The organism is Bradyrhizobium sp. 187, assembly GCF_023101005.1.
In the GTDB taxonomy this organism is placed as follows: domain Bacteria; phylum Pseudomonadota; class Alphaproteobacteria; order Rhizobiales; family Xanthobacteraceae; genus Bradyrhizobium; species Bradyrhizobium canariense_D.
This window is the reverse complement of record NZ_CP064693.1, coordinates 5,832,904-5,858,218: the sequence shown is the minus strand read 5'-3', so window position 1 is coordinate 5,858,218 and position 25,315 is coordinate 5,832,904. Positions and strand designations below refer to the sequence as shown.

Sequence of the window (25,315 nt, the reverse complement as noted above, 5' to 3'; positions counted from 1 at the left end):
ATGAGTTGGACTTAAGCCGCGAGCTCGACGCGCGGCGCCGGGCTTAGCCGGTCTTCCTCCAGATAGTCCATCGCGCCGTCTTTCTCGACGGCGTAGAACTGCTGGCCTTCCTTCGACTTGTAGGCGGCGCGAACGACGCCGCGGCGGCCCTTGTCACTGTTGACGACGTCCCCCAACGCAAACTTCTTCATTTCACGTCCCTGGCTGCTGGCCGACTCCTTCGGCTACGCCCGGGATTCTGGGCAGCAAATCGTTAACGTCTTGCTAACCATCCGGGTTTGCCTATGCTCGCGGCAGATCGCGCGTGCAGTTCGCACGCGCATGTTGCCAACGAAGCGAGCCTTCACCCATGGTGCGATTTCCCACCTTCTTCCTGTCGCATGGCGGCGGTCCGTGGCCGTTCATGGAAGACAGGCGGGTGCAATACGCGAAAACCGCCGAGGCGTTCGGCCGGCTGCCACAGCTCTTGCCCGAAAGACCGAAGGCCGTGCTCGTCATATCAGGACATTGGGAGGCTGACGCCTTCACCGTGTCCACCTCGGCGCATCCGCCGATGGTGTACGATTATCACGGTTTCCCCGAGCACACCTATCACCTCAAATATCCGGCGCCGGGGCGGCCCGAGCTCGCCGCGGAGGTGAAGGCGCTGCTCACGCGCGCGAGTGTCGATTGCCGGGAGGATCCCAACCAGGGGTTCGATCACGGCACCTTCGTGCCGCTCGGACTGATGTATCCGAACGCCGACATGCCGATCGTGCTGCTGTCGTTGAGATCGAGCTACGACGCGGCCGAACACATCAGGGTGGGGCAGGCGATTGCCTCGCTGCGGGACGAAGGCGTTCTGATCGTCGGCAGCGGGCTCACCTATCACAACATGCGCGGGTTCGGCCGTGCCGAGTCGAAGCCGGTCTCGTATGATTTCGAGGCCTATCTGAACGAGGCGATCAGCCACAAGGACGCGGCGCGGCGCAACGCGATGCTGGTTGACTGGGAGAACGCGCCGAGTGCGCGCCTGGCCCATCCGCGCGAAGATCATCTGCTGCCGCTGATGGTGGCCGCCGGCGCCGCCGGCAGCGACACGGGCAAGCGCGTCTTCGTCGACGAGGTCGCGAATGTGGCGATGGCGTCGTATGTGTTTGGCGGGTGATCTTCTCCTCTTCCCGCAAGCGAGGAGAGGTGAAGAAGAGTGGCTCACCCGTATTTCAGCTTCATGAACAGGATGCCGCCGGCGAGCACCATGGTGATGGCGTTCGCGGCGACGAGGGGCGCATCGCCCGACAGCAGGCCATAGACGAGCCAGAGCGCCAGCCCAAGCACCATGACCAGGAACATGCCGAGCGAAATATCGCCGGTGGAGCGGGTCTTCCACACTTTGATGGCTTGCGGCGCGTAGGCCACGGTGGTGCAGGTCGCGGCGGCAAAGCCGATCAGCTTGATCAAGAACGGGTCCATGGCGGCTCTATAGCATTGATTCGAGGATGGTCGCGCATGCGGCTCCTCAGGCGCGCGCGGTCATGAGGCCGCGATAGAGCGCGGCATAGTCACCGGCGCGGTTGCGCCAGGACACGTCGGTCGCAAGGCCGCTCAGTTGCAGCCGGCGCCAGGTCAGCTTGTCGTGAAAGGCGATGTTGGCCTTGCGCAGCGTGCTGGCGAGGGCATCCGCGGTGACGGGTGCGAACTTGAAGCCGGTGGCATCGCGGCCTGATTTATCGGCCTCGCCGATATCGACGATGGTATCCTCGAGGCCGCCGACCCGCGAGACGATGGGCACGGCGCCGTAGCGCAGCGCGCAGAGCTGGGTCAGGCCGCATGGCTCGAACCGCGAGGGCACGATGAGCGCGTCCGAGCCGGCCTGGATCAGATGCGCCATGATCTCGTCGTAGCCGATCACGACCCCGATCCGGCCAGGGTTCGCGCGCGCAACGGCTTGATAGCGATCCTGCAGATCGCGATCGCCGCTGCCGAGCAAAGCGAGCTGCATGCCTTCGCGCAAAATGGTCGGAATAGCTTCGAGCAGGAGATCGAGCCCCTTCTGCCACGACAGGCGGCTGATGACGCCGAGCAATGGCGCTTCGTCCGAGGAATCCAGATTGAACTGTTGCTGAAGCACCGCCTTGTTCGCGGCCCGGAACGTGAGGTCCTCCGCGCCGAAGCGGTAGGCGATGTGCGGATCTTCTTGCGGATTCCAAACGGATACATCGATGCCGTTGAGGATTCCGCTCAGCGCGTTCGCGCGGGCGCGAAGCAGGCCGCCGAACCCCATGCCGCCCTCGTCGGTCTGGATCTCCTGCGCATAGGTCGGCGAGACCGTGGTGATGCGATCGGCGAATTGCAGGCCGGCCTTCAAGAAACTGATGCCGCCGAAATATTCGAGGTCGTTGACGCCGTAAGCACGCCACGGCAGGCCAATCGAACCGATCAGCTCGGGCGCGAACTTGCCCTGATAGGCCATGTTGTGGATGGTCATCACGGTGGCCGGCCGCGGCCGGTTGTCGTAGTGCAGATAGGCTGGCGCGAGCCCGGCCTGCCAGTCATGGGCATGCACCACGTCGGGCACGAAGGCAGGCACGAGGCCGTGGCCGATATCGGCCGCGATGCGCGAGAGCGCTGCGAACCGCACGCCATTGTCCGGCCAGTCCACGCCTTCGGGCGTCACATAGGGGTTGCCAGGCCGTGCGTAGAGATGCGGCACGTCGAGCACGAACAGATCGAGGCCGTCATGCGAGCCGGCGAGCAGACGTCCGGGTCCGCCGAAATAATCCGGCCAGCGCCGGATTTCGTCGGCTCCCCCCAGCACCCGCATCACGTCGGGATAGCCCGGCATCAAGGTGCGCATCTCGACGCCATGCGCCTTCAGCGCAATCGGCAGCGCGCCCGCGACATCGGCGAGGCCGCCGGTCTTGACGATGGGATAGACTTCAGAGGCGACCGCGAGGACGCGAACAGGCGTCATGTATTGAGCCTGTCGAGCATCGGCTGGGTGATGAGCGAAATGCCCTGCTCGGTGGTGCGGAAGCGTCTTGCGTCCAGCTCGGGATCTTCGCCGACGACGAGCCCTTCCGGGATCTCGACGCCGCGATCGATCACGACGTTCTTCAGGCGCGCGCCGCGGCCGACATTGACATAGGGCATGATCACGGCGTTCTCGACATTGGCGTAGGAGTTGACGCGCACGCCGGTGAACAGCAGTGAGCGCCGCAGCGAGGCGCCGGAAATGATGCAGCCGCCCGAGACCAGCGAGCTCACGGCCTGGCCCCGCCGGCTCTCCTCGTCGTGGACGAATTTTGCCGGTGGCGTGATCTCCGAATAGGACCAGATCGGCCAGGCGCTGTCGAACAAATCGAGCTCGGGGACCACGTCGGTGAGGTCGATATTGGCGGCCCAATAGGCGTCGACCGTGCCGACGTCGCGCCAATAGGCGCGGGGGTCGCTGCCCGAGCGAACGCAGGAGGTCGAATACTGGTGCGCCATGGCGCGGCCGTTCTTGACGAGGTAGGGGATGATGTCCTTGCCGAAATCGTGGTTGGAATTCGGATCCTCGGCGTCGCGCTTGAGCTCCTCGAACAGGAATTTCGCGTCGAACACGTAGATGCCCATGCTGGCGAGCGAGACGTCCGGCTTGCCCGGCATCGGCGGCGGATCTTTCGGCTTTTCCAGGAACTCTTTGATCCAGCCGTTCTCGTCGATATGCATGATGCCGAAGCCGGAAGATTCCTGGCGCGGCATCTCCAGGCAGCCGACGGTAACGTCGGCGCCGCTGTCGACGTGCTGGCGCAGCATCACCTCGTAATCCATTTTATAGATATGGTCGCCGGCGAGAACGACGATGAAGCGGCAGGCGTGGGATTCGATGATGTCGATGTTCTGGTAGACTGCATCGGCCGTGCCGACATACCACATGTTTTCGGAGACGCGCTGGCTCGCCGGGAGGATGTCGAAGCTCTCGTTGCGCTCGGGGCGGAAGAAGTTCCAACCCATCTGAAGGTGCCGGATCAGGCTGTGCGCCTTGTACTGGGTGGCGACGGCGATGCGGCGGATGCCCGAGTTCACCGCGTTCGACAGCGCGAAATCGATGATGCGGGATTTTCCGCCGAAATAGACCGCAGGCTTGGCGCGCCGGTCGGTCAGCTCCAGCAGCCGGCTGCCGCGTCCGCCGGCCAGGACAAACGCCAGCGCCTGACGGGCAAGCGGCTCGGGTCTCGCGGCACTCATGTCATTCTCCACAACTCTTGCGCTCGCGAGAAGCCTCCCGGCCGCGCACATTGGAACCGATAGTAACGGCACGAATAGTAAATCGGGAAGGTGGTTGTTGGTTGCGAATGCGCCGGAAGCTTAATGCTTTGCCGCCGTGATCGGGCCCCAGGCACCGTCCTGCCGGTGTCACTCGCGGCGAGGTTGTCGAGCCCGTCAGGTACCGGTTGATCAGAATGGAGGCATGCGTCTTGTGCGGTGCACGCAAAACTCGAGGCTTTGACCTCGCGCCAGGATGCCCGATGATGGCGCTGCGATCCATGTCCGAGCCAAACGTCAGAAAGGAGTAAGACGATGAGGGTCTGGAAAACGGCAGTCGCCGGTTCGCTCGCCGCCGCGGTCATGGCGGGGGGGATTCAGCAGGTGGCGGCGGCTCCGCTGCCCACCAATGTCGCAACCATGAAGGCCGCCGTCGGCGACGATGTCACGCAGGTGCACTGGCGCGGCCGAGGTTTTGGATGGGGTCTCGGCGGCCTTGCCGCTGGCGCGATCATCGCAGGTGCCATCGCCAGCAGCGCGCCCTATGGCTATGGCTACTATGGCGGCGGGCCCTATTATGGCGGCTACGGATACCCGGGCTACGGCTATGGTTATGCGCCGGCCTATTACGGCTATGGTCCGGCCTATGCTTATCCGCGCTACTATCGGCCTTACCGCCCGTATTTCGGCCCTCGTTACGGCTACTACCGGCCGTATTACCGGTACTATCACCGCGCGTATTGGTGATCGATCAAACGGGCGGACCCGCTCGCCGCAGGGCGACGACGCTGAAGAGGTTTGAGGGCCGCTGAATGCAAGCGGCCCGATCGGCTTGCGCGCGCTGAACCCGGTGATGCGGCACGACGAGCCGGCCATGCCCGCCCACGACAATCCCGATGCAGATCGCGACGATGATCGCGATCTCGATGCACCATTCGAGCGGTCCCGAGCTCATGGCAGCGCGATGGCGTTGGCGAGATCGAACTCGGACAGGCCCGGGCCGCCGCACGCAAGGTAGATGGCGACGAGGAAGATGCGGCTGAGGACGGTGAGGCCCAATATGACCCTGATGTCGTAATGGCGAATGGCAAAAGCGAGAGGCGAGATCGCCAGATGTTTTAGAATGCTCATGGCCAACTCCTTGCCAAAATTCAGGCATCGACTGCCTGCCGACTGAAATGACAGCGTGATGAAAAGGCCCTCCGACGCCTTGCCGGCGTCTCTGAAATGGACAGGCCAATGCTAGTGCCGGCGCAGGGCGCAGGTCTTTATCGCGTCCTTACATTTGGCTGAGCTTTCCCTTAAGATGGGCGAGCATCCGGGGGTCGGAGCCGTGCGTAGAGACGCGCTTGCCTTTGGTGAATTCCGCCTCGACCGTGCCAACGCGCTGTTGTGGCGAGGCGGGGAGCGGATCGCGCTGGCGCCGAAGCCGTTCGAGGTTCTTTGCTATCTCGTCGGTCGGCCCGGTGAGCTCGTCACCAAGGAAGAGTTGCTCGACGCGGTCTGGTCCGATCTGCACGTCAGCGAGTCGAGCCTCGCCGTTGCCGTGAACGCGCTACGCTCGGTGCTCGGCGACGACAGGCAATCCCCCAACTACATCGAGACGGTCACGCGGCGCGGCTATCGTTTCATTGCGCCGGTCGCGACCGCCGACTTGCCCGCGATCGAGCGGGCGCCCGAAGAGGAGGCCGCTTCCGTCACGGAGCAGGTCGTCGATCGACGCCGGCACTGGAGAGTCGGGCGCACCGGGGCACTCGACACGCTGGACAAGGCATTGCAACTGGCTCGCACCGGACAGCGTCAGGTCGTCTTCATCACCGGTGAGGCCGGGATCGGCAAGACCACCCTCTTGCAAATGACGCTCGACAGGATGAACCAGCAGGGACTTGGCGTGCTGCACTGTAGCTGCAACGAGTTGTTCGGCACCCATGAGGCCTTTCTTCCGCTGATCGGAGCGCTGAACGAGTGCTGCCGTCGCACCGATGGAGCATCGCTGCTGACGTCCATCCGCGAGCACGCGCCGACCTGGCTCGCGCAGATGCCCGGTTTCCTCGGCGAAGCAGAGCGGGCCACATTCCAGCATGAGGTCTTTGGCGCAACGCGGGAGCGCATGCTGCGCGAATTTTCCGATCTCATGGAACATCTCGCCGTCACGCGGCCATGGGTGATCATCCTGGAAGATCTGCATTGGAGCGACTTTGCCACCGTGGATGTGCTCTCCCGGCTGGCGCGGCGGGATCGGAGGGCTTCTATCCTCGTGCTCGCCACCTACCGGCCGATGGAAGTCGCCGTCGGCGGACATCCTATCCGTGCCGTTCATCAGGACTTGCGGATTCACGGACACGCCACCGAACTCGCGCTCGATCGATTGACCGGCACCGACGTCGAACGCTATCTGTCCCTGCGCTTCAACTCGGCTGATTTTGCCAGAGAGCTGGTCGAGCGCATCTTCGCGCGAACCGGCGGGCATCCTCTGTTCGTGTCGTCTCTGCTCGATCATCTCGTGGCGCAGGGTGCGCTGGTCGAGCACGAATGGGGCTGGCGGCTGGTCAGCGAAGACGCGGCCTCGCATGACAGCATGCCGCGCGATCTGGAAGGAATGATCAAGCAGCAGATCGATCACCTCACCGTGGACGAGCGCTGCCTGCTCGAGGTCGCCAGTGCGGCGGGAGCGGAGTTTTCCGCGCTCCATATCGCCGGTGCGCTGGACCGTCCCGTGCTGGATGTCGAGCAGATGTGCGAGGACCTGGCGCGGACCGATCGCATTATCGTCGGGGCTGGCATGACCGAGTGGCCGAACGGAAGCGTCTCCGGTCGCTATGCGTTCCAGCACGCGCTTTACCAGGAGATCCTCTACCAGAGGCTCGCACCAGCGCGCTGCGCGAAAACCCATGCACTGCTCGGGGCGGGGCTCGAGCAGGGATATGGGCCGCAGGCTGCGGAGATCGCCGCCGTTATCGCGCGCCATTTCGAACTGGGCCGTGATTTCCCGAAAGCCATGCATTATCTGGGCGCGGCTGCCGAGGGCTCCGCGCGAAGGTTCAGCACACGTGAGGCCGCCAACTACCTGTCCCGCGCCTTGGAGCTGGTGCCGCATCTGCCGCCGGAATTTCGGGTGACGGCACGTCTGAAGTTGCTGCTTCAGCGCGCCTGGGCCTGGCGGGCCAGTGGAGATTTCCTGAATTCCCTGCAGGATCTCAGCGCTATCGTGGCGCACGCGGCGGAGAACGGGCACGTGCGCGAAGAGGTGAACGCGCTGGTCGATCTCAGCAGATTCTGTCTTTACGTCGATCGGCGCCAGAGCCTGCCTGTTGCGGAACAAGCCCTTATCAAAAGCAGGGCGATCGACGACGCCGCATTCAGCGCTCTGGTCCAGGGCAACGTTGCCAATTTGAAGCTGATGCTCCGCGGCTGGGATCGTGAGAATGCGGACCTTGCCGAGCGTGCGTCAGCACTGATCACCGGAGAGCAGGATCTGAGCATGCGGCTGCGACGCTGCTCGATGGAGATGGTGCTGGAGTTTCTGCGCGCGAATTATCCGGCCTGCTGCGATGCGACGACCAGGGGAAAGGAGCTCGCCCGCCTGGTCGGTGACGTCTATCTGTTCGTGCTTTATGAATCGGTCGAGGCGTTTGCCCAGATTTATCTCGGCGAATGGGGCCAGGCGCAACGAAACCTCGTCTCCGCGTTGGCTATCTCGGAACGGAATGCAAATCCGCAGGCCGTCGCGCTGTGTCATCTCGCGATCGGATGGCTGTACTCCGAGGCGGAGGAATATGGCAGCGCGTCACGGCGTGCGGAGGATGCGCTCGGCCCGATGATCGAGGCCAATCCGTTCACGTTCTTCGTTGGCAGAAATCTGCTGGCGCGAGCTTATGTCAGGATGGGCGACCTCGCTCGGGCGCGGCAGCATCTCGATGCGATGGAGCGGCGAATGGAGGTCGACCGGGTGCCGATGGAGTCGCTGGTCATCCCCCATTATCTGCTGACTTGCTGCGACTATTGGATCGCGATCGGCGATCTGGACCGTGCCCAGGGCTCGGCCAGCCAGTTTCACGAGGTGACGAGCGCGGCACCTGACCGGCCGTTTCTCGCGCTGTGCTACGAGGCCATGGCGAGAATTGCGATCCTGAAGCGGAATGCGCAACTCGCCGGCGGGCATTTGTCGGCGGCCATGTCGATCCTCCGCCATGCCAGGTTGCCGCATGCCACCTGGCGCGTTTACCGCACGACCGCGGTGCTCTATGGCAGCCTCGGACAAGCGCAAAGGGCTGCCAAGTGGCGGGACCGCTCCTGCCAGGTGATCGCATCGCTGGCAGAGACGCTTGATCCCAATGATCCGCTGCGCTCGGCATCCTTTTTCGACGCAGGCCGGGACACCGGGCCCGATCTTGCGGGACGGTGATCGGCTCAATCCGGCAGGTCCGCGATCTCTCGCGGTTCGCCGGGCCGTTGCTTGACCTTGAATTGATTTTGCTGCTGTCGCAGCGTGCGGGAGGCACGGTAGGCATCCCTGCGCAATCGCATGATCGAGCCCAGCGGCTGATGCGCGGCGAGACATCGCCATGGATCGAACGAAAGCACCTCGTCGGAATAGACGCGACGCGCGGGGCTGTCGGCGGTCTGGCGCGGAAGCGTGATCTTGCCGAGTGCTTGCGGCGGCGCGACGTCTTCAGGCCAGTCGATCGAGGCATCTTCGATCGGTGTTCGCTCCAGGTCGGTGCAGAGCTGGGCGAATAATTCGTACTCGGTCGCATTATCCTTGAAGAACGCAACGACGCTGTTCAGCACGGCATCATCGGCATCGTGGCAGGGTCGGCCGGTGAGTTGGCGAACCGACGCCGACATCGGCACCAGGCGAAGCCTTGCGATATAATCGCCAAACCGCAATGCTCCCTCCGTGTGAAAGGTTTCTCCGAGGATGTTGCTGCCGGCGTCACCGAGCGCTTTCAAGACGATCGGGATCGGAATGCCTGTTCTGTCCGATGCGGCGACCAGGACGCGCGCCAAAAAGCCTATGGGTCCGTACGCCAGATCAGGCAGGAACAGGGTGTGCTCGACCTTGTGCTGTGCGCGCATATAGGCCATTGCATCCGCGAAATAGCTGGGGTGATTGACGAGCAGGAGATCCTGGTTCGTCGAATCGTCGTCGCCGAGCGCCTTAGCCCCCGTCACGCCCAAAACCTTGATGGCAAACCCTCGCGGCGAACGGACACGATCGCTCCTGTTGAATGCGGTGGAGAGGCGGACGATGATCGGGAAGTGGCCAACCTGCTTGAACAGGCCTTGGCGCAGATGATCCGGCAAATTGTCGTAGACGATCAGTTCGCCCCGGAGATAGCCGGCGCCCTTGGCGTGCTGCTGCCGGGTCCCATGCTTGTCTTTGCGAAAAGTGCGATCACTCGTTCGCGAAATCGAAGCAACGATCTCCTCGACCGCCGCCGCTTCCTCCGGCAGGATGTGTTCGACGGACGGATCGTAACGAAGATACTGATCGGCTGACATGGCGCTGATCTCCAGCCCGAAGGTCGCCTTCCCATTGCAAGCGTCGACGGCCGCAGGGCGGATCACTGTAAGCCCGTCCAGTCGGGATCGGCAACCCGAGAGCGAGTTGTGATTGCCTGGACAAGCCGTGGGATGAGGCATCCTGTTACCGACGCGATCACACGGTCGATGCTAGGCCAGCGGCGTCTCGTAAGTCCTTATGGGCTCTTTATGTTGTCCTGATTTTTTCCTTAAGGCCGGGCCGGCGAGCGGGGGTCCTGGCTGGCGTCTAAAGCGACAGCCACACGATCAGGCTCATGCAGGCCAAATGCGCGACTAAGATCGCGGCGAGATGCAGCGGGCCAGCGTTGAGACGGAGCCCGCGCATCCCGCCGCCTCCGCCTAGTTCGATCCCGCGGCCGCAGCGGTGAAGCTGCGGTCGACGGCTTTGCTGACGTCGAGCTTCTTCGGCAGGATGCCGTAGCGCGTCGAACGGTCGGAAGCTTCCTGCACCTCCTTCACGACGTTCTCGTCGATCGGAATCGGGCTGGTGCGCTGCGCGGTGTAGGCCGAGAGCAGCACGTCCTCCGGAAGCCTGGTCAGCTCGGCCGTGTTCTTGGCATATTCGCCGAGATGATCCAGCGACCACAGCCGCGCCTTGTTCAGCCGCTGCACGAGGTCCTGCACCGCTGCGCGCTTGGTGGCGATGGCGTTGTCGGAAGCGACGATGAAGGTGATGGTCGGCGTCAGGCCCTCGCCATTGGCGATGACGCGGGCCTTGTCCTTGAGCGTCGCGAACGAGACGTAGGGCTCCCACACCGCCCAGGCGTCGATCGAGCCCGCAACCAGCGCGATCTTGGCGTCGACCGGGCCGAGCGGCGCGAAGGTCGCGTCCTCCAGCCTGATCTGCGCCTTCTCCAGCGTGGCGTCGATCAGAAACTGGCCCCAGCCGCCGCGCGTGCCGGCGAGGCGTTTTCCCTTGAGGTCGGCGGCCGATTTGATCGGGGAATCCTGGCGCACGAGGATGGCTTGTGTCTTGGCATCAGACCTTGTGCCGCCGATCGCCTTGATCGGCGCGCCGGCCGCGTAGACGGAAAGGAACGAAAGGTCGCCGGTATAGCCGACGTCGAGCGCGCCGGCGTTGAGCGCCTCCAGGATTGGAGCTGCCGCGGGGAATTCCGACCACTCGATCTTGTAAGGCAGATCCTTCGCGTAGCCCGAGATCTCGAGCAGCGAACGATTGCCGCCCTTCTGGTCGCCGACCCGCAGCACGACGGCATCGGCTGCGAACGACGCCGCGGCCGTCGACAGGGTGATGGCGGCGGCAAGCAGCGATGCAGCGAGCCGGCGCGCGATGGAATGATCGAGGGAGTTGATGCTCATGTGGCCTGTCTTGTTGCTTTGCCCACGACGCGTGAGCGAACGATGCAGCGAGACGATCAAGTCTATGGCCGCATGATGCGCGGTCAATGAAATGGCTAACCGTATTGCGCGCGCGATCGGCAAGGACGTTTCAGCGAGGCGCCGATTTCGAGAACGTGCGGTATGCGCCACTGATGCTGCGCAAAAATGAAGCAGGAGAGGGAGTAGCCCCGTGCTCCGTCAATCGATCCATCGGCGGAAATCCTTTCGTCGTCCTCGCACGCACCGGTGGAGAGAATGACTTCGCTTCGTGCCACATTCGAAATTCCATTTCATTGACGATACGGCGAACGCGCCGCATGATTTGCGCATCGCATCAAGGCACCGAGCAGGCGCCGGCGAAAAGATTTTCTCTCGACGCAGGTCCGCACGGAACAGGCGCAACGCAAGCTGTTGTGCCGATGGCGGAGCCGTGCCAGCGCAGGAGTGGAGACGGATGAACGACGACGACAAGCGCGACGGATCGAGGCTCGGCCGGCGCCATTTGCTCCAGGCGGGATTAGCTGCGGCATTCGCTGCGCCGCTCGGTGCCTTCGGTGCGGCACAGGCCTTTGCGCCGCGGACAATCGCGCCCGGCGTCGATCTCTCGGAGTTTCCGCTGTGCCGGACTGCGTCGGATGTGCCCGCGCTCACCGGCGCGCCGCGCAAGCTCAAGCTATCCTGGAACGCGGGCGCGGTCTGTCTCGCCCCGGTGCCGGTCGCCATCGAGCACGGCTTGTTCCAGAAGCATAATCTCGACATCGAGCTCATCAATTATTCCGGTTCGACCGACCAGCTGCTCGAGGCCATCGCAACCGGCAAGAGCGATGCCGGTCTCGGCATGGCGCTGCGCTGGCTAAAGCCGCTGGAGCAGGGCTTTGACGTCAAGATTGCCGCCGGCACCCACGGTGGCTGCATGCGGGTCCTGACCCGCGCCGATTCCAGCGTGAGCAAGCTTGCCGATCTCAAGGGCAAGATCGTCGCGGTCGGTGATCTCGGCGGCCCAGACAAGAATTTCTTCTCCATTCAGCTCGCCAAGCTCGGTATCGATCCGAACAAGGATGTCGACTGGCGCGCCTATCCCGGCAACCTTCTCAACGTCGCCGTCGAGAAGGGCGAGGTGCAGGCATTCCTGTCGTCCGACCCGCTGGGTTATCTCTGGCTCAAGGACAGCCAGTACAAGGAGGTCGCCTCCAATCTCGATGGCGAGTATCGCGACAAGAGCTGCTGCATCCTCGGCCTGCGCGGCAGCCTGGTGCGCGAGGAGCCGCTGGTCGCGCGCGCCCTGACGCAGGCGCTGCTTGATGCCGCGATGTTCACCGCGCAAAATCCGTCTGTGACGGCGAAATCGTTCCAGCCTTACGCGCCGAAGACGGCGTCGCTCACGGATATCGAGGGCATGGTGCGCTACCACACTCATCACCATCACCCCGTCGGCGAAGTGCTAAAGCGCGAGCTCAAGGCCTATGCCGACGATCTCAAGAGCGTGCAGGTGTTCAAGCAGAGCACCGATACGGCCAGATTCGCGGAGCGCATCTATGTCGACGTATTCGCTGTCTGACGGCCTTGCCTCCGGCGCGCCGCGCCTCTCGCGCGCACCCTGGCTGACGAGCTGGGTCCGGGACTCCGGTGCCGGCATTCTCGCCAGCGTGGCGTGGATTGCCTTCGGCCTGTCCTGCCTGTGGTGGGAGGACGTCGGCGACTGGTCGCGGACCCATTCGCTCGGCATTGCCGCGTTTGTCATCGCAGCGATCGCGTTGTTCGGGACGGTCGGTGCCGATTACCTCGGTTCGACGGGCCGGGCCTTGCGCCAGCGCGCGCCGTGGCTCGTCGTGCTCGGCGTTGTCCTGACCCTGTGGGAAGTCGCGACGGCAAAATTCGCCTGGCTACCGTTGCCGTTCTTTCCGCCGCCGCAATCGATCATCGAGGTCTACACCGACGATCTGCCAAAACTGCTCGACAGCGTGTTCGCCTCGGTCAAGCTCCAGCTCGGCGGCTATCTGATCGGCGCGACGGTCGGCTTCCTGACCGGCGTCTCGATCGGCTGGTCGCGCGCGGTCGGCTATTGGGTGCATCCGGTGCTGCGCTTCATCGGCCCGTTGCCGGCGACCGCCTGGCTGCCGATCGCCTTCTTCACCTTTCCGTCGAGCTGGAGCGCATCGACCTTTCTGATCGCGCTGGCAACCGGCTTCCCGGTCACCGTGCTGACTTGGTCGGGTGTCGCGAGCGTGAGCAACGCATATTACGACGTCGCGCGGACGCTCGGGGCGAAGCCTTCCTTCCTGGTGCTGAAGGTCGCGATCCCCGCGGCCTTGCCGCACGTTTTCGTCGGCCTGTTCATGGGGCTCGGCTCGTCCTTTGCCGTGCTCGTCGTCGCCGAGATGATCGGCGTCAAGGCAGGGCTCGGCTGGTACCTGCAATGGGCGCAGGGCTGGGCCGCCTATGCCAACATGTATGCGGCGCTGATCGTGATGTCGTTGCTCTGCTCCGGCGCGATCACGCTGCTGTTTGCGATCCGCGATCGCCTGCTGGTTTGGCAAAAGGGGACAGTGAAATGGTAGCCGCAACCGCACTGGCTGACTTCGACGCTCACCCGGCGGCCGGTGCCGCGCTCGACATCGAGCAGGTCAGCCACGCCTTCGACATCGACGGCGCCGAGCTGCCGGTGCTCAGCGACGTCAGCATCTCCGTCGAGCCGGGCGAGTTCGTTGCGCTGCTCGGCCCCTCCGGCTGCGGCAAGTCCACGCTGCTGCGCCTCGTCGCAGGCCTCGACAAGCCCCGGTCCGGAACGCTGCGCGAGGACGAGGCGCGCATCACGCGACCGCACCCGTCGCGCGTCGTCGTGTTCCAGGATCCCACCTTGTTTCCTTGGCGCACGGTCTGGGACAACGTCGCGCTCGGGTTGGAGGCGCAGGGCATCTTGAAGAGCCAGCGTCACCGCGTCGATGCCGCGCTCGATCTCGTCGGGCTATCGTCCTTCCGCAATGCCTATCCGCACCAGCTCTCGGGCGGCATGGCGCAGCGCGTCGCGCTGGCCCGCGCACTGGTCAATGATCCCAAAATCCTCATCCTCGACGAACCGCTCGGCAAGCTCGACTCGCTGACCCGCATCACCATGCAGGCCGAGCTGGTCTCGCTGTGGCAGCGCAAGGGTTTTACCACGCTGCTGGTGACGCATGACGCCGAGGAGGCGCTGGTGCTCGCCAACCGCGTCATCGTGTTCAGCGACCGCCCGGCGCGCGTGAAGGCCGACATTCGTGTCGACCGGCCCTATCCGCGCCATCGCGGCGATCCCTATCTCGCGGATTTGCGCCGTCAGATCCTTGGCCTGCTCGGATTGGACGCCACATGGTGACTTCGATCGCCAAGGGCCGCGCGGCGCATCACGAGCCCGACTACATCGCACGTGCCGAGGCGCTGGCCGAGGCTTTCGCCGCGCGCGCGGCCGAGCACGATCGCACCGGCAGCTTCCCGTTCGAGAACTTTCGCGAGCTTTCCGAAGCAGGCCTGCTGTCGCTGACGGTGCCTGCCGCCCATGGCGGGGCCGGAGCTGGCGCACGATACGCCGCCCGCGTCCTCGGCATCATCGGCAAGGCCGATCCGTCGACCGCGCTGGTGCTGTCGATGCACTACATCAACCATCTGGTGATGGCACGGAGCCCGACCTGGCCGGCGCGGCTGTCGCGCAAGCTTGCACGCGAGAGCGTCGAAGGCCTTGCGCTCGTCAATGCGCTCCGCGTCGAGCCCGAACTGGGCTCGCCTGCGCGCGGCGGCCTGCCCGCGACCATTGCACGTCGGACCGAGACCGGCTGGCGGCTCTCGGGGCACAAGATCTATTCGACGGGATCGCCGATCCTGAAATGGTATCTGGTCTGGGCGCGGACGGACGAAGCCGAGCCGCGCGTTGGACAGTTCCTGATGCCGGCGGGCCTGCCAGGCACGCGCATCGTCGAGACATGGGATCATCACGGCCTGCGGGCCAGCGGCAGCCACGACGTCATCTTCGAGGACGTCGTGATACCCCTCGATGCCGAGATCGATGTGCGCGAGCCGGCGGACTGGCGCGCACCTGATGTGGCGCAGGCGACGGTCCACACGATCTTTGTCGCCGCGATCTATGACGGCGTTGCGCGGGCTGCACGCGACTGGCTGGTCGGGTTCCTGAAGCAGCGGGTCCCTGCCAGCTTGGGCGCGCCGCTTGCGACCTTGCCGCGGGCGCAGGAGATCCTTGGCGCGATCGAGGCGCGGCTCATCGTCAATGCACGGCTGATCGCATCCTTTGCCGGTGATTTCGATGACGGTGTCGCGCTTTCCGCGGCCGAGTCCAACGTCATCAAGCTGGCCGTCACCAATAACGCCGTCGCCGCGGTCGAGGATGCCTTGTCGCTGACCGGCAATCACGGCCTGTCCCACGCCAATCCGCTGGAGCGGCACTATCGCGACGTCCTGTGCGGTCGCGTGCACACGCCGCAGGACGATTCCACGCGCACCGGCCTCGGCCGTGCCGCATTGGGCCTCTAGCCTGCCGCCAAACATTCAGGGAGAACATCATGTCGGTCGAGTTCATCGGCTTTATCGCCAACAGCAATGCTTCCGAGACCATCGTACGCCAGGGCCCGGTGCTCGATGCCGCCTATATCGAGACGGTCGCGAAGGCGCATGAGCTCGCGGGTTTCGATCGTGCGCTGCTGGCGTTCCATTCGACCACGCCCGATGCGCTCCAGGTCGCACAGCATGTGCTGACCATCACCAAATCGTTGAAAGTGATGATCGCGCAGCGACCGGGCTTTACCGCGCCGACGCTGCTCGCGCGGCAGCTTGCGACGCTTGACCAACTCTATGGAGGCCGCGTCTCGCTCCACGTCATCACCGGCGGCAATGCAGCCGAGCTCAGGCAGGACGGCAATACGCTCGACGACAAGGACGAGCGTTACGCCCGCACCAGCGAGTTTCTCGACGTGGTGAAGCTGGAATGGACCAGCGAGAAGCCGTTCAACTACAGCGGAAAGTACTACAACGTCGAGAACGGTTTTTCGCAGGTGAAGCCGCTGCAGAAGGCCGGCATCTACACCTTCGTCGGTGGTGGCTCTGACGCTGCGATCGACGTCGCGGGCAAGCATGCCGACACCTTTGCGCTGTGGGGTGAATCCTATGCGCAGGTGCGCGACGTCACCTCGCGGGTTCACAATGCGGTCGTCAGGCAGGGCCGTCGGACGCCGCGCTTCAGCCTCTCGGTGCGGCCGATCATCGCTCCGACCGAGAAGCAGGCCTGGGAAAAGGCGGACGAGATTCTTGCGCGCGCCACCGCGCTCCAGGACAAGACCGGCTATCGCAAGCCCGCCGACGGCCATGCCACCGCTGGCGCGCGGCGTCTGCTCTCGCTCGCCGACCAGGGCAGCCGCATCGACAAGCGGCTGTGGACCGAGATCGCAAAGCTCACCGGCGCCAACAGCAACACCACCGCGCTGGTCGGCACGCCCGAGCAGGTCGCCGAGGTCTTCGGCGACTATTACGACCTCGGCGTCAGCCATTTCCTGATCCGCGGCTTCGATCCGCTTCCCGATGCCATCGAGTATGGCCGTGAGCTGATCCCGCTGACGCGCGAGCTGATCGCCAAGCGCCAGGCTGTTCGCGGCGAGGCGGCGGAATGATCCGTCTCATGCTGGCCGACGCGATAATGTTCGGCTGGTCGCGGACGAGCAGAGCGAAATCGACCTCTACCTTCACTGGGGTCTGATCAAGCAGAAGCTCGAGGCGGCCGAGATCGCTACTGCGCAGAGCCGGGACCCATGCCGCACAGATGCTCCCGGTGAGATAGGCCCCGGCTCAGCAGCGTACCACTGCGTGATGCGCTGCGTCCGGGGCACGAGATCTCACAAGGCTCTCAAGCATCCGTGAAGCGGGCAGGGCGCATTCCAACCCGGCCGGATTTCGCGATGCGTTTGTTCTGCGTTTCATGCCAGCGACAGCACTCGCATTGCTATTTGCACCAACTCCCTTGCAGCACGCCCGGTGTCCTCAAAAATCATCCAGACGACCACATCGGGAGACCGGCCATGGGCCTGCAAGAAACAAAAATCGAATCGCTTCCCTTCGTCACCGCTGAACTCAATTACCTCGCGCCGGTTTCGGGCAAGCCGCGCACTTACGCCTTCGATCCACCGCCTGGCGAGCCCAAAAGCACGTCATTGCCGGAGCCGCATCAGGTACCGATCTTCGATGCCCGGCTGATCGCACAAAACATCTCGCTCGACCGCGAAGGCTTTGCGCTGGTGCGGCATCCACATCAGGTGAAGGACTTCTCTAATGAGGAGGAAATCAAGGCGGTCTACTATCCCGCCGTCGAGGCCTTCCTGCGCGCAACGCTGAAAGCCGACCGCGTGGTCATCTTCGACCATACCGTGCGTAGGCGCGTCGAGGGTGCCCTCGATATTCGCGACGGTGGCCCGCGTCAGCCGGCAACGCGCGTCCACGTCGATCAGACCGTCGTCTCAGGCGCCAACCGCGTGCGCGAGCATCTGCCCGATGAGGCCGAAGAGCTGCTGAAGGGCCGCGTCCAAGTGATCAATCTGTGGCGGCCGATCCGCGGTCCGTTGCGAGATTCGCCGCTGGCGATGGCCGACGGCACGACGGTTGCGCCCGACGATCTCGTCGCCTCGGATCTGATCTATCCCAACCGTCGCGGCGAAATCTATTCGGTGAAATACAATCCGAACCATCGCTGGTTCTATTTCCCCGAGATGACGGCGGACGAAGCACTGCTGCTCAAGTGCTACGATTCCGCGACCGATGGCCGCACCCGCTTCGGGCCGCACGCCGCGTTCGCCGATCCGACGACGCCGGCCGATGCTGCGCCGCGCGAGAGCATCGAGGTTCGGACGCTCGTGTTCCACAAACAGTAACAAACTGTGATAGCACTGCCGGGCGCGGCCCGGCAGTGGCTCAGGAACCCACGGGAACCGACAAACGTTTGCGCCCGGGGCAGGCCAACCCGGAGGGGTGCCGTGCGAGCGCAGACCACGTTATTTTCTTGCCTTGCTACGTTTTCGCTTTCTGCAGTTTCCTTTGCCCACGCCGAAAGCGGGCTTGCCTCCTATTACGGATACGGAAAAGCCGGGAAAGGTGAGCTGACCTGCGCGCACCGGACGCGTCCGTTCGGAAGCGTGCTGAGGGTGTCCTACGGCAGCCGCTCGATTCAGTGCCGCGTCAACGATCGCGGCCCCTTCATCCGCGGCCGCATCGTCGATCTCTCGGTGCCGGCTGCCAAGGCGCTGGGCATGATGAGCGCCGGCGTGGTGCGGGTCTCGGTGGAATAGACCTGCCAGCGCGCTATAGTGCCGCCCAAAGCGGGGGGCGCTATGGCCAGGATCAGGGTGGGACTCGTCGGCTGCGGCTTCGTATCGGAGCTGCATATGTACGCGTTCCGGCGCGTCTACGGCGTGGATGTCGAGGTCGCGGCGGTCGCTGCGCGCGGCGACCATGTCGTCGAATTCGCCGGCCGCCACCAGATCCAACGGGTCTATCGCAGCTTCGCCGAGCTGATCGCAGACCGCGAGCTCGATGTCATCGACATCTGCACGCCGCCCAATCTTCATGCGGGGATGATCGTCGCCGCCATGCAGGCCGGCAAGCACGTCATCTGCGAAAAGCCGTTCGCCGGCTATTTCGGCCGCGACGGCGACCGGCAGCCGATCGGCAGGCATGTGCCGAAGGCGCTGATGTATGAGCGCGTGCTGGAAGAGATGGACGCCACGCGTGCCGCGATCGAGCGCACCGGAAAGCTCTTCATGTATGCCGAGGACTGGATCTACGCGCCGGCCGTGACCAAGACCGCGGAGATTCTGAGAGCGACCAAGGACAAAATCCTGTTCATGAAGGGCGAGGAGAGCCATTCCGGATCGCATGCGGCCCATGCCGCGCAATGGGCGATGACCGGGGGCGGCTCGCTGATCCGGATGGGCTGCCATCCGCTCTCGGCGGTGCTGTATCTCAAGCAGGTCGAGGCCAAGGCGCGCGGTGAAACCATCCGCGTCGCCAGCGTCAGCGGCGATGTCGGCAATGTCACGGCCATCCTCAAGCCGGAGGAGCGCACCTACATCAAGGCCAATCCTGTCGACGTCGAGGATTGGGGCACGCTGACCGCGACGTTTTCGGACGGCACCAAGGCCACCGTGTTCTCCGGCGACATGATCATGGGCGGCGTGCGCAATCTGATCGAGACCTACACGTCAGGCGGCTCGCTGTTCGCCAACATCACGCCGAATAATCATCTGATGAGCTACCAGACCTCCGAGGAGAAACTCGCCTCCGTCTACATCACTGAGAAGGTCGACCGCAAAACCGGCTGGCAATATGTCTGCCTCGAAGAGGAGTGGACGCGCGGCTATCTCCAGGAGATCCAGGACTTCATGGAATGCGCCGCGACGGGACGGCAGCCGCTGTCGGACCTCGCGCTGGCGTACGAGACAATCAAGGTGAACTACGCGGGATACTGGGCGGCGGAGGAGGGACGAAAGGTGGTGATGTAGGGCGTGATGAACTCACTGAGCTAGCCGCAGGCACGGTGCCAATCCTTCTCCCCTTGCGGGAGAAGGTGGCATAGGCGGCCTTCGGCCGCCGTTCTCAAGAACGCCGAAGCGTAGCTTCGGCTATAGCGCCGGATGAGGGTTCTCTCCGCGGTTTAAAATGAGAGAGGTTTGCTCGCGGAGGCAACCCCTCACCCGTCTCGCCGTTTCGCGGCGAGCCACCCTCTCCCGCAAACAAGGGGGAAGGGTGCACCGTCGGCGCGGCGCGTAGCCTCACGTCCCGTAGGTCGAGCCCTTCGGCAGCGGAAACACCGGGTCCCGCGTCCGGATGTTCGTCGGCCACACCACCGAGATGTGTTCGCCGGCATTCTGCATCACCACCGGGGTCGAGCGCTCGTTCTGGCCGGACATCGGCGTGCCCGGCGGGAAGAATTTCACGCCATAGCCCTGGATGGTGCCGCCGGCTGGAATGTCGACGTCGAGCGCGGCCTTGCGAATGGCCTCGGGCTCGAAGCTGCCGTACTTCTCCTTGGCGACCGGCAGCACGTTGTTGAGCAAGATCCAGGTCTGGTTGAAACCCATCGAGCAATGCGGCGGCACGTCGGTGGCGCTGGTCTTGGCCTGGTAGCGCGAGACCATGGTCTTGGTCAGGTCGCCGATTCCAGGCGCGAGCTTGGAGGCATCGAGCAGTTGCGCCGGCACCGGATCGATGTTGCAGAAATTGTCGATGTCGGGGCCGAAGGTCGCGCGCAGCTTGTCGAGCTGGCTGTAGCCGGCGCCCGCGCCGAACAGCATCTTGAAGCGCAATCCGCTCTCGCGGGCCTGGCGCAGGAACAGGGTGATGTCGGGGTTGTAGCCGGCGTGCGAGATCACATCGACCTTGGCGCGCTTGAGCTTGGTCACGAGCACCGAGAGATCGGGCGCGGAAGCCGAATAGCCTTCGCGCATCACCACCTGGATGCCCGCCTGCTTGGCATAGGCCTCGTCGGCCGCCGCGACGCCGACGCCGTAAGGGCCGTCCTCGTGGATCAGCGCGACCTTGACGTCCTTCGGGTCCATGCCGAGCTTGCCTTGCGCGTGCTCGGCGACGAAGCCCGCGAAGGCCTGGCCGTACTGATCGGAATGGATCTGCGCGCGAAACACATATTGCAGGTTCTTGTCCTTGAACACGGCGGTCGAGACCGCGGTGGTGATCCAGAGGATCTTCTTCTGCTGCTCGACCTTCGCCGCCATCGGCACCGCATGCGCGCTGGAATAGACGCCGTTGATGATGTCGATCTTTTCCTGGCTGATCAGCCGCTCGGCCTCGTTGATGGCGACGTCGGCCTTGCTCTGAGAGTCCGCCGCGACCGGCACGATCTTGGTCTTGCCGCCGATGCCGCCCTTTTCGTTGACGAGGTCGATGGCGATCTGCGCGCCGACCGAGGAGGCGACCGAGCCGCCGGCGGCAAACGGACCGGTGAGGTCGTAGATCAAGCCGATGCGCAAATTCTCGGCTTGCGCCTGGGCCCGTGTCCAATCGAGGCTGAGTGCGGCGGCGGCAGCCGCCGAGCTCTTCAGCAGCTGCCTGCGTGAAGTGGGCATCCTATCCTCCCTCAAAGATCGTCTTATGATTTGGTCTTGTTATTCTTTTTCGAAGTATGGGGAGCGGGGCGGCGGAAAGTCAACATGGCGAAAGTCGGGGTCCGGTCTCCGCGACGCAGAACGCAATTGCGAAATGGGTGATGAGCGCGCCCGTTACTGTTTCAAGCGACGGGCAAGATAGCCAGCGGTCTTCCCGCCGGCCGCGGCGACCTCTCGCGGCGTCCCCGACGACACGATACGGCCGCCTTCCTCGCCGGCGCCGGGACCGAGGTCGATGATCCAGTCGCTATGAGAGACGACATCCATGTCGTGCTCGACCACGACCACGCTGTTGCCGGCGTCCACGATGCGCTCGAGTTGGGCGATCAGCCGCTCGACATCCCTGGGATGAAGACCGGTGGTCGGCTCGTCCAGGACATAGAGCGTGTGACCGCGTTGCGGCCGCATGAGCTCGGTCGCAAGCTTGATGCGCTGGGCTTCCCCGCCCGACAATTCGGTGGCGGACTGACCGAGACGAATATAGCCGAGCCCGACCTCGCGGACGACCGATAGGGACCGGTTGAGGGTTGGATCTTCGTGGAAGAATTCGAAGGCTTCGTCGACGCGCATCGCCAGCACATCCGCGATGGATTTTCCGCGGATCTTCACCTCCAGCGTCTTGTCATTGTAGCGCGCGCCCTTGCAGGTCGGGCAGGGCGCATAGACGCTGGGAAGAAACAGAAGCTCGACGCAGACAAATCCTTCGCCTTCGCAGGTGCTGCATCGGCCCTTCGCGACATTGAAGGAAAAGCGCCCGGCATCGTAGCGGCGGGACTTTGCCTGCGGCGTCACGGCGAACAGCTTCCGGACGTGGTCGAACAGGCCGGTATAGGTTGCAAGGTTGGATCGCGGCGTGCGGCCGATCGGCCTCTGATCCACCACGACGAGACGATCGACCTGGTCGAGGCCGGCGACGATCTCGCCGCCCAATGTCTCGACCGTGGGTGCCAGGCTATCGTCGTCCGCGTCCGCAGCCCGTGCATGGCCGAGATGCTCCGCCATGGCATCGACGAGGAATTGGCTGATCAGGCTCGATTTGCCGGAGCCCGACACGCCGGTCACGCTGGCGAGAACGCCGAGCGGGATATCGACGTCGAGGCCGCGGAGATTATTCCGGGTCACACCCCGGACTTTCAGATGCGCCTTCGGCTGGCGGCGGACCATCGGCAGCGGCTTTCGTGGATGCGCGAGATAATGGGCGGTTCGCGATTGCGCGACCTGCCCGAGTCCTGAGGGCGGTCCGCTATAGAGGATGTTCCCGCCGCCTTCGCCGGCATCAGGCCCGACATCCACCAGCCAGTCGGCATGCTTGATCACCTCGATCTCGTGCTCGACCACGAAGATCGAATTGCCCGCGTGTTTCAGCCGGTCCAGCGCCCGCAGCAGCGCCTCGGTGTCGGCGGGATGCAGACCTGCCGACGGTTCGTCGAGCACATAGACGACGCCGAACAGGTTGGAGCGAACCTGGGTCGCAAGCCGCAGCCGCTGCAACTCGCCGGGCGACAGCGTTGGCGTGCTGCGCTCGCAGGCGAGATAGCCGAGGCCGAGGTCGAGCAGGACGGCCAGCCGCGCCGACAGATCCTCGCAGATGCGCCTGGCGACGATGGTTTTCTCCGATGCTCCGACGGTCGAAGTCTCCGCGAAAGGGTTCATCACCTCCTGCAGCTTCTCGAGCGGCAGATGAGACATCTCGGCGATATCAAGTCCGGCGAATTTGACCTTGAGTGCCTCGGGCTTCAATCGCGTGCCATGGCAGGTCGGGCAGTCCTGGGTGATCATGAATTGCGCGACGCGGCGCTTCATCATCGCACTCTCGGACTTGGCAAAGGTCTGCATCACGTAGCGCTTGGCGCCGGTGAACGTGCCCTGATAGCTCGGCTCCTCCTTGCGGCGCAGGGCCCGTTTGACCTCGGCCAAGTCGTAACCGGCATAGACCGGAACGGTCGGCTGCTCCTCCGTGAACAGGATCCAGTCGCGGTCCTTCCTGGGCAGCTCACGCCAGGGCTTGTCCACGTCGTAGCCCAGCGTGGTCAGGATGTCCCGGAGGTTCTGCCCCTGCCAGGCACTCGGCCACGCCGCGACGGCGCGCTCGCGAATGGTGAGGGTGTCGTCGGGCACCATGGACTTCTCGGTGACGTCGAGCATCCTGCCGATACCGTGACAGGTCGGGCAGGCTCCTTCCGGCGTGTTCGGCGAGAACGATTCCGCATAGAGCATCCTTTGTCCGCGCGGGTATTCGCCGGCACGGGAATAGAGCATCCTGAGCAGGTTCGAGATGGTCGTCACGCTGCCCACGGACGACCTCGTCGTCGGCGCGCCGCGCTGCTGCTGGAGCGCTACGGCGGGCGGCAGGCCTTCGATGTCGTCCACCTCAGGGATCTGCATCTGGTGGAAGAGGCGCCGCGCGTAAGGCGACACCGATTCCAGATATCGCCGTTGCGCCTCGGCGTAGACCGTTCCGAAGGCGAGCGAGGATTTTCCGGAGCCCGACACGCCGGTGAACACGACGAGGGCGTTGCGCGGAATACTGACGTCGACGTTCCTGAGATTGTGCTCACGCGCGCCCCGCACGCGAACGAAGCCGTTGTCCTGCATCAGGCCATCGGGTTGTCTTGATCGGTCGTCCATCTCGCTGCTCCGGCCCACGCATGGGAGATAACGGCAGGATCGCAGGATGGGTCCACAGATGCCAGCGCATCGGTTGCGTTCTGCACAAAGCGAAGGCCCGCCGCGATTGAAGCGACGGGCCATGCAAGGGCGATGGGGCGCTCGGGACGGGCCCCTGGTGCCCAGCCCGGCGTGTTACTGCGACAGCTTCACGAAGCTCGGAAACTTCAGCTTGCCCTCCGCGATCTTCTCGGGCCAGACCACGACCTGCTTGGAGTCCTGCCACTGGAAGACCAGACCGGATACGGTCGTGGGACCCGACTTGATGCCGTGGGTGAACTCGTCGTCCTTGCCGTAGAACTGGATGCGGCCGATCGTACCCTCGTAGTCGGTCTTTTCAAGCTCAGCGACCATCTTGTCCGGATCGGTCGAGCCGGCGCGCTTGATCGCCTCCGTGATGAAGTAGACTTCGTCATAGGCGGTGTAGCCGGTGTAGGCCGGCGGCGAGCCGAACTTGGCCTTGAAGGCGGCTGCGAACGGCTTCGTCTTGGAGGTCACGGCGACGTCGGGTGTTGCGACCGCCAGCGACGGCACGCCGTCAGCGGCGCCATTGGTGTCCTTCCAGAAGGTCGGGCTCAGCGCCTGCGCGCTGATACCGAACATCGGGATCGGCACCTGCTGGTTCTTCCACTGCACCGTCGGCTGCACGCCGACATGCGAGATGCCGGTGACGATCACGTCCGGCTTCTTGGCCTCGATATTGTTGAAGATCGGCGTGAAGTCGGTGGTATCGGGCGAGAACCGCACGTGCTCGACGACCTTGAGGCCTGCTTTCGGAAGACAGGCTTCGTAACCGACGTCGAGCGGCTTGGTCCAGGCGGCGTCCTCGCTCATGATCGCGGCCGTCTTGAACTTGAGCTTGTCGACCAGCAGATCCTTGGCGGCGTCGCAGACGAGCTGCGCTTGTGCGGCCGAGGTCAGATAGCCGTGGAAGGTGTATTTGTTCTTTTCGTAGTCGTTATGAATCGCCTTGGTGATCTCGTTCGAGGCCGCGCCGGGGGTGATCAGCGGCATCTTCAGCCGCGCTGCCCAGGGCTCGAGCGCCAGCACGACCTCGCTGATATAGCTCGCGATCACGGCGGAGACCTTGTCCTCGCTCACCGCGCGCTGGAACGCGCGCACCGAGTCCGCCGAGGAGCTCTTGTTGTCGTAGGTCACGATCTCGATCTTGCGGCCGAGAATGCCACCCTTGGCGTTGATCTCGTCGGCGGCGATCTGCGCGCCGCCGGGCGTCGCGGCACCAGCGATCGACTGCACCTCGGCGATGACGCCGATCTTGATAGGATCGTTCGACTGCGCATAGGCGGGAGCAGCAAGGCACAGCGCCAGCGCGGAGGCGAGGAGGAAGCTGCCGCTCAAACTCTTCGATGGTCGCATGGTCGTTT

Annotated in this window: 21 protein-coding genes; 11 read left to right on the top strand and 10 right to left on the bottom strand. The window is 64.1% G+C overall.

Features of this window, described 5'->3' with window-relative positions; all coding sequences use genetic code 11:
• Positions 1 to 11: 11 nt before the first annotated feature.
• Positions 12 to 191: a hypothetical protein gene (locus IVB19_RS28385; RefSeq protein WP_007601069.1), complete on the bottom strand. Its 180-nt coding sequence runs from the start codon at positions 189 to 191 to the stop codon at positions 12 to 14.
• A 158-nt stretch (positions 192 to 349) separates the two neighbouring features.
• Here IVB19_RS28385 and IVB19_RS28380 point away from each other — a divergent pair, with 158 nt between their 5' ends.
• Positions 350 to 1,147, top strand: a complete 798-nt coding sequence (locus IVB19_RS28380) for a DODA-type extradiol aromatic ring-opening family dioxygenase (protein ID WP_247820387.1) — start codon at positions 350 to 352, stop codon at positions 1,145 to 1,147.
• Between the two features lie 44 nt (positions 1,148 to 1,191).
• Here the strand turns inward: IVB19_RS28380 and IVB19_RS28375 are convergent, their stop codons facing one another.
• From IVB19_RS28375 to glgC, 3 genes are read right to left on the bottom strand one after another with little or no spacing between them, the layout of a single operon-like run.
• Complete coding sequence (locus tag IVB19_RS28375) at positions 1,192 to 1,452, bottom strand: SWEET family sugar transporter (RefSeq protein ID WP_018457471.1); 261 nt, start codon at positions 1,450 to 1,452, stop codon at positions 1,192 to 1,194.
• A gap of 46 nt (positions 1,453 to 1,498) precedes the next feature.
• Positions 1,499 to 2,953, bottom strand: a complete 1,455-nt coding sequence (glgA, locus tag IVB19_RS28370; RefSeq protein ID WP_247820386.1) for a glycogen synthase GlgA — start codon at positions 2,951 to 2,953, stop codon at positions 1,499 to 1,501.
• Entirely contained in the window at positions 2,950 to 4,212 is a 1,263-nt protein-coding gene (gene glgC / locus IVB19_RS28365; protein ID WP_007613273.1) for a glucose-1-phosphate adenylyltransferase, read from the bottom strand. The genes glgA and glgC overlap by 4 nt, the downstream gene beginning before the upstream one ends.
• 333 nt (positions 4,213 to 4,545) lie before the next feature.
• On the opposite strand from glgC, the gene IVB19_RS28360 reads away from it, so the two are divergent.
• Positions 4,546 to 4,977, top strand: a complete 432-nt coding sequence (locus IVB19_RS28360) for a hypothetical protein (protein WP_247820385.1) — start codon at positions 4,546 to 4,548, stop codon at positions 4,975 to 4,977.
• A 204-nt stretch (positions 4,978 to 5,181) separates the two neighbouring features.
• On the opposite strand, the gene IVB19_RS28355 is transcribed toward IVB19_RS28360, so the two are convergent.
• Positions 5,182 to 5,361 (bottom strand): hypothetical protein, encoded by a 180-nt coding sequence (locus IVB19_RS28355; protein ID WP_018457475.1) that lies wholly within the window; start codon positions 5,359 to 5,361, stop codon positions 5,182 to 5,184.
• 202 nt (positions 5,362 to 5,563) lie between these two features.
• Between IVB19_RS28355 and IVB19_RS28350 the strand changes: the two genes are divergently transcribed.
• Positions 5,564 to 8,635: an ATP-binding protein gene (locus IVB19_RS28350; RefSeq protein WP_247820384.1), complete on the top strand. Its 3,072-nt coding sequence runs from the start codon at positions 5,564 to 5,566 to the stop codon at positions 8,633 to 8,635.
• A gap of 5 nt (positions 8,636 to 8,640) precedes the next feature.
• Here IVB19_RS28350 and IVB19_RS28345 read toward each other — a convergent pair whose 3' ends face one another.
• Together IVB19_RS28345 and IVB19_RS28340 are read right to left on the bottom strand one after the other, a co-directional pair.
• Positions 8,641 to 9,735: a catalase family protein gene (locus IVB19_RS28345; RefSeq protein WP_247820383.1), complete on the bottom strand. Its 1,095-nt coding sequence runs from the start codon at positions 9,733 to 9,735 to the stop codon at positions 8,641 to 8,643.
• A 381-nt stretch (positions 9,736 to 10,116) separates the two neighbouring features.
• Positions 10,117 to 11,097, bottom strand: a complete 981-nt coding sequence (locus IVB19_RS28340; RefSeq protein ID WP_247820382.1) for an ABC transporter substrate-binding protein — start codon at positions 11,095 to 11,097, stop codon at positions 10,117 to 10,119.
• 475 nt (positions 11,098 to 11,572) lie between these two features.
• Between IVB19_RS28340 and IVB19_RS28335 the strand changes: the two genes are divergently transcribed.
• The 8 genes from IVB19_RS28335 (at position 11,573) to IVB19_RS28300 (ending at position 19,643) form a co-directional block, all read left to right on the top strand.
• Positions 11,573 to 12,676, top strand: coding sequence for an ABC transporter substrate-binding protein (locus tag IVB19_RS28335; protein ID WP_247820381.1), 1,104 nt, complete (start codon positions 11,573 to 11,575; stop codon positions 12,674 to 12,676).
• Positions 12,654 to 13,676 carry an ABC transporter permease gene (locus tag IVB19_RS28330; RefSeq protein WP_085360715.1) on the top strand — a complete coding sequence of 341 codons (1,023 nt, stop codon included), beginning with the start codon at positions 12,654 to 12,656 and terminating at the stop codon, positions 13,674 to 13,676. The genes IVB19_RS28335 and IVB19_RS28330 overlap by 23 nt, the downstream gene beginning before the upstream one ends.
• Positions 13,670 to 14,470 carry an ABC transporter ATP-binding protein gene (locus IVB19_RS28325; protein ID WP_247820380.1) on the top strand — a complete coding sequence of 267 codons (801 nt, stop codon included), beginning with the start codon at positions 13,670 to 13,672 and terminating at the stop codon, positions 14,468 to 14,470. The genes IVB19_RS28330 and IVB19_RS28325 overlap by 7 nt, the downstream gene beginning before the upstream one ends.
• Entirely contained in the window at positions 14,464 to 15,636 is a 1,173-nt protein-coding gene (locus tag IVB19_RS28320; RefSeq protein ID WP_247820379.1) for an acyl-CoA dehydrogenase family protein, read from the top strand. Before IVB19_RS28325 ends, IVB19_RS28320 begins: the two co-directional genes overlap by 7 nt.
• Before the next feature lie 29 nt (positions 15,637 to 15,665).
• Entirely contained in the window at positions 15,666 to 16,766 is a 1,101-nt protein-coding gene (locus IVB19_RS28315; protein WP_247820378.1) for an LLM class flavin-dependent oxidoreductase, read from the top strand.
• Positions 16,767 to 17,171: 405 nt separating this feature from the next.
• Positions 17,172 to 18,017: a CmcJ/NvfI family oxidoreductase gene (locus tag IVB19_RS28310; protein ID WP_085350225.1), complete on the top strand. Its 846-nt coding sequence runs from the start codon at positions 17,172 to 17,174 to the stop codon at positions 18,015 to 18,017.
• A 102-nt stretch (positions 18,018 to 18,119) separates the two neighbouring features.
• Positions 18,120 to 18,431 (top strand): septal ring lytic transglycosylase RlpA family protein, encoded by a 312-nt coding sequence (locus IVB19_RS28305; RefSeq protein WP_085350223.1) that lies wholly within the window; start codon positions 18,120 to 18,122, stop codon positions 18,429 to 18,431.
• A 42-nt stretch (positions 18,432 to 18,473) separates the two neighbouring features.
• On the top strand, positions 18,474 to 19,643 hold the full coding sequence (locus IVB19_RS28300; protein ID WP_204512011.1) for a Gfo/Idh/MocA family protein: 1,170 nt from the start codon (positions 18,474 to 18,476) through the stop codon (positions 19,641 to 19,643).
• 270 nt (positions 19,644 to 19,913) lie between these two features.
• On the opposite strand, the gene IVB19_RS28295 is transcribed toward IVB19_RS28300, so the two are convergent.
• From IVB19_RS28295 to IVB19_RS28285, 3 genes are all read right to left on the bottom strand, one after another.
• A complete protein-coding gene (locus IVB19_RS28295) occupies positions 19,914 to 21,224 on the bottom strand; it encodes an ABC transporter substrate-binding protein (protein WP_018457488.1) in 1,311 nt (436 codons plus the stop codon).
• A 153-nt stretch (positions 21,225 to 21,377) separates the two neighbouring features.
• Complete coding sequence (uvrA, locus tag IVB19_RS28290) at positions 21,378 to 23,891, bottom strand: excinuclease ABC subunit UvrA (RefSeq protein ID WP_247820377.1); 2,514 nt, start codon at positions 23,889 to 23,891, stop codon at positions 21,378 to 21,380.
• Between the two features lie 174 nt (positions 23,892 to 24,065).
• Positions 24,066 to 25,307 (bottom strand): ABC transporter substrate-binding protein, encoded by a 1,242-nt coding sequence (locus IVB19_RS28285; protein ID WP_247368912.1) that lies wholly within the window; start codon positions 25,305 to 25,307, stop codon positions 24,066 to 24,068.
• Positions 25,308 to 25,315 lie beyond the last annotated feature (8 nt).

What these genes read in the sequence shown, in the direction of transcription:
- IVB19_RS28375 (WP_018457471.1), bottom strand. Translation starts at nt 1,452, where the DNA reads ATGGACCCGTTCTTGATCAAGCTGATCGGCTTTGCCGCCGCGACCTGC.
- glgA (WP_247820386.1), bottom strand. Translation starts at nt 2,953, where the DNA reads ATGACGCCTGTTCGCGTCCTCGCGGTCGCCTCTGAAGTCTATCCCATC.
- IVB19_RS28325 (WP_247820380.1), top strand. Translation starts at nt 13,670, where the DNA reads ATGGTAGCCGCAACCGCACTGGCTGACTTCGACGCTCACCCGGCGGCC.
- IVB19_RS28385 (WP_007601069.1), bottom strand. Translation starts at nt 191, where the DNA reads ATGAAGAAGTTTGCGTTGGGGGACGTCGTCAACAGTGACAAGGGCCGC.
- IVB19_RS28335 (WP_247820381.1), top strand. Translation starts at nt 11,573, where the DNA reads ATGAACGACGACGACAAGCGCGACGGATCGAGGCTCGGCCGGCGCCAT.
- IVB19_RS28345 (WP_247820383.1), bottom strand. Translation starts at nt 9,735, where the DNA reads ATGTCAGCCGATCAGTATCTTCGTTACGATCCGTCCGTCGAACACATC.
- IVB19_RS28355 (WP_018457475.1), bottom strand. Translation starts at nt 5,361, where the DNA reads ATGAGCATTCTAAAACATCTGGCGATCTCGCCTCTCGCTTTTGCCATT.
- IVB19_RS28320 (WP_247820379.1), top strand. Translation starts at nt 14,464, where the DNA reads ATGGTGACTTCGATCGCCAAGGGCCGCGCGGCGCATCACGAGCCCGAC.
- IVB19_RS28340 (WP_247820382.1), bottom strand. Translation starts at nt 11,097, where the DNA reads ATGAGCATCAACTCCCTCGATCATTCCATCGCGCGCCGGCTCGCTGCA.
- IVB19_RS28315 (WP_247820378.1), top strand. Translation starts at nt 15,666, where the DNA reads ATGTCGGTCGAGTTCATCGGCTTTATCGCCAACAGCAATGCTTCCGAG.
- IVB19_RS28330 (WP_085360715.1), top strand. Translation starts at nt 12,654, where the DNA reads ATGTCGACGTATTCGCTGTCTGACGGCCTTGCCTCCGGCGCGCCGCGC.
- IVB19_RS28285 (WP_247368912.1), bottom strand. Translation starts at nt 25,307, where the DNA reads ATGCGACCATCGAAGAGTTTGAGCGGCAGCTTCCTCCTCGCCTCCGCG.
- IVB19_RS28310 (WP_085350225.1), top strand. Translation starts at nt 17,172, where the DNA reads ATGGGCCTGCAAGAAACAAAAATCGAATCGCTTCCCTTCGTCACCGCT.
- IVB19_RS28380 (WP_247820387.1), top strand. Translation starts at nt 350, where the DNA reads ATGGTGCGATTTCCCACCTTCTTCCTGTCGCATGGCGGCGGTCCGTGG.
- IVB19_RS28300 (WP_204512011.1), top strand. Translation starts at nt 18,474, where the DNA reads ATGGCCAGGATCAGGGTGGGACTCGTCGGCTGCGGCTTCGTATCGGAG.
- IVB19_RS28295 (WP_018457488.1), bottom strand. Translation starts at nt 21,224, where the DNA reads ATGCCCACTTCACGCAGGCAGCTGCTGAAGAGCTCGGCGGCTGCCGCC.
- IVB19_RS28360 (WP_247820385.1), top strand. Translation starts at nt 4,546, where the DNA reads ATGAGGGTCTGGAAAACGGCAGTCGCCGGTTCGCTCGCCGCCGCGGTC.
- glgC (WP_007613273.1), bottom strand. Translation starts at nt 4,212, where the DNA reads ATGAGTGCCGCGAGACCCGAGCCGCTTGCCCGTCAGGCGCTGGCGTTT.
- uvrA (WP_247820377.1), bottom strand. Translation starts at nt 23,891, where the DNA reads ATGGACGACCGATCAAGACAACCCGATGGCCTGATGCAGGACAACGGC.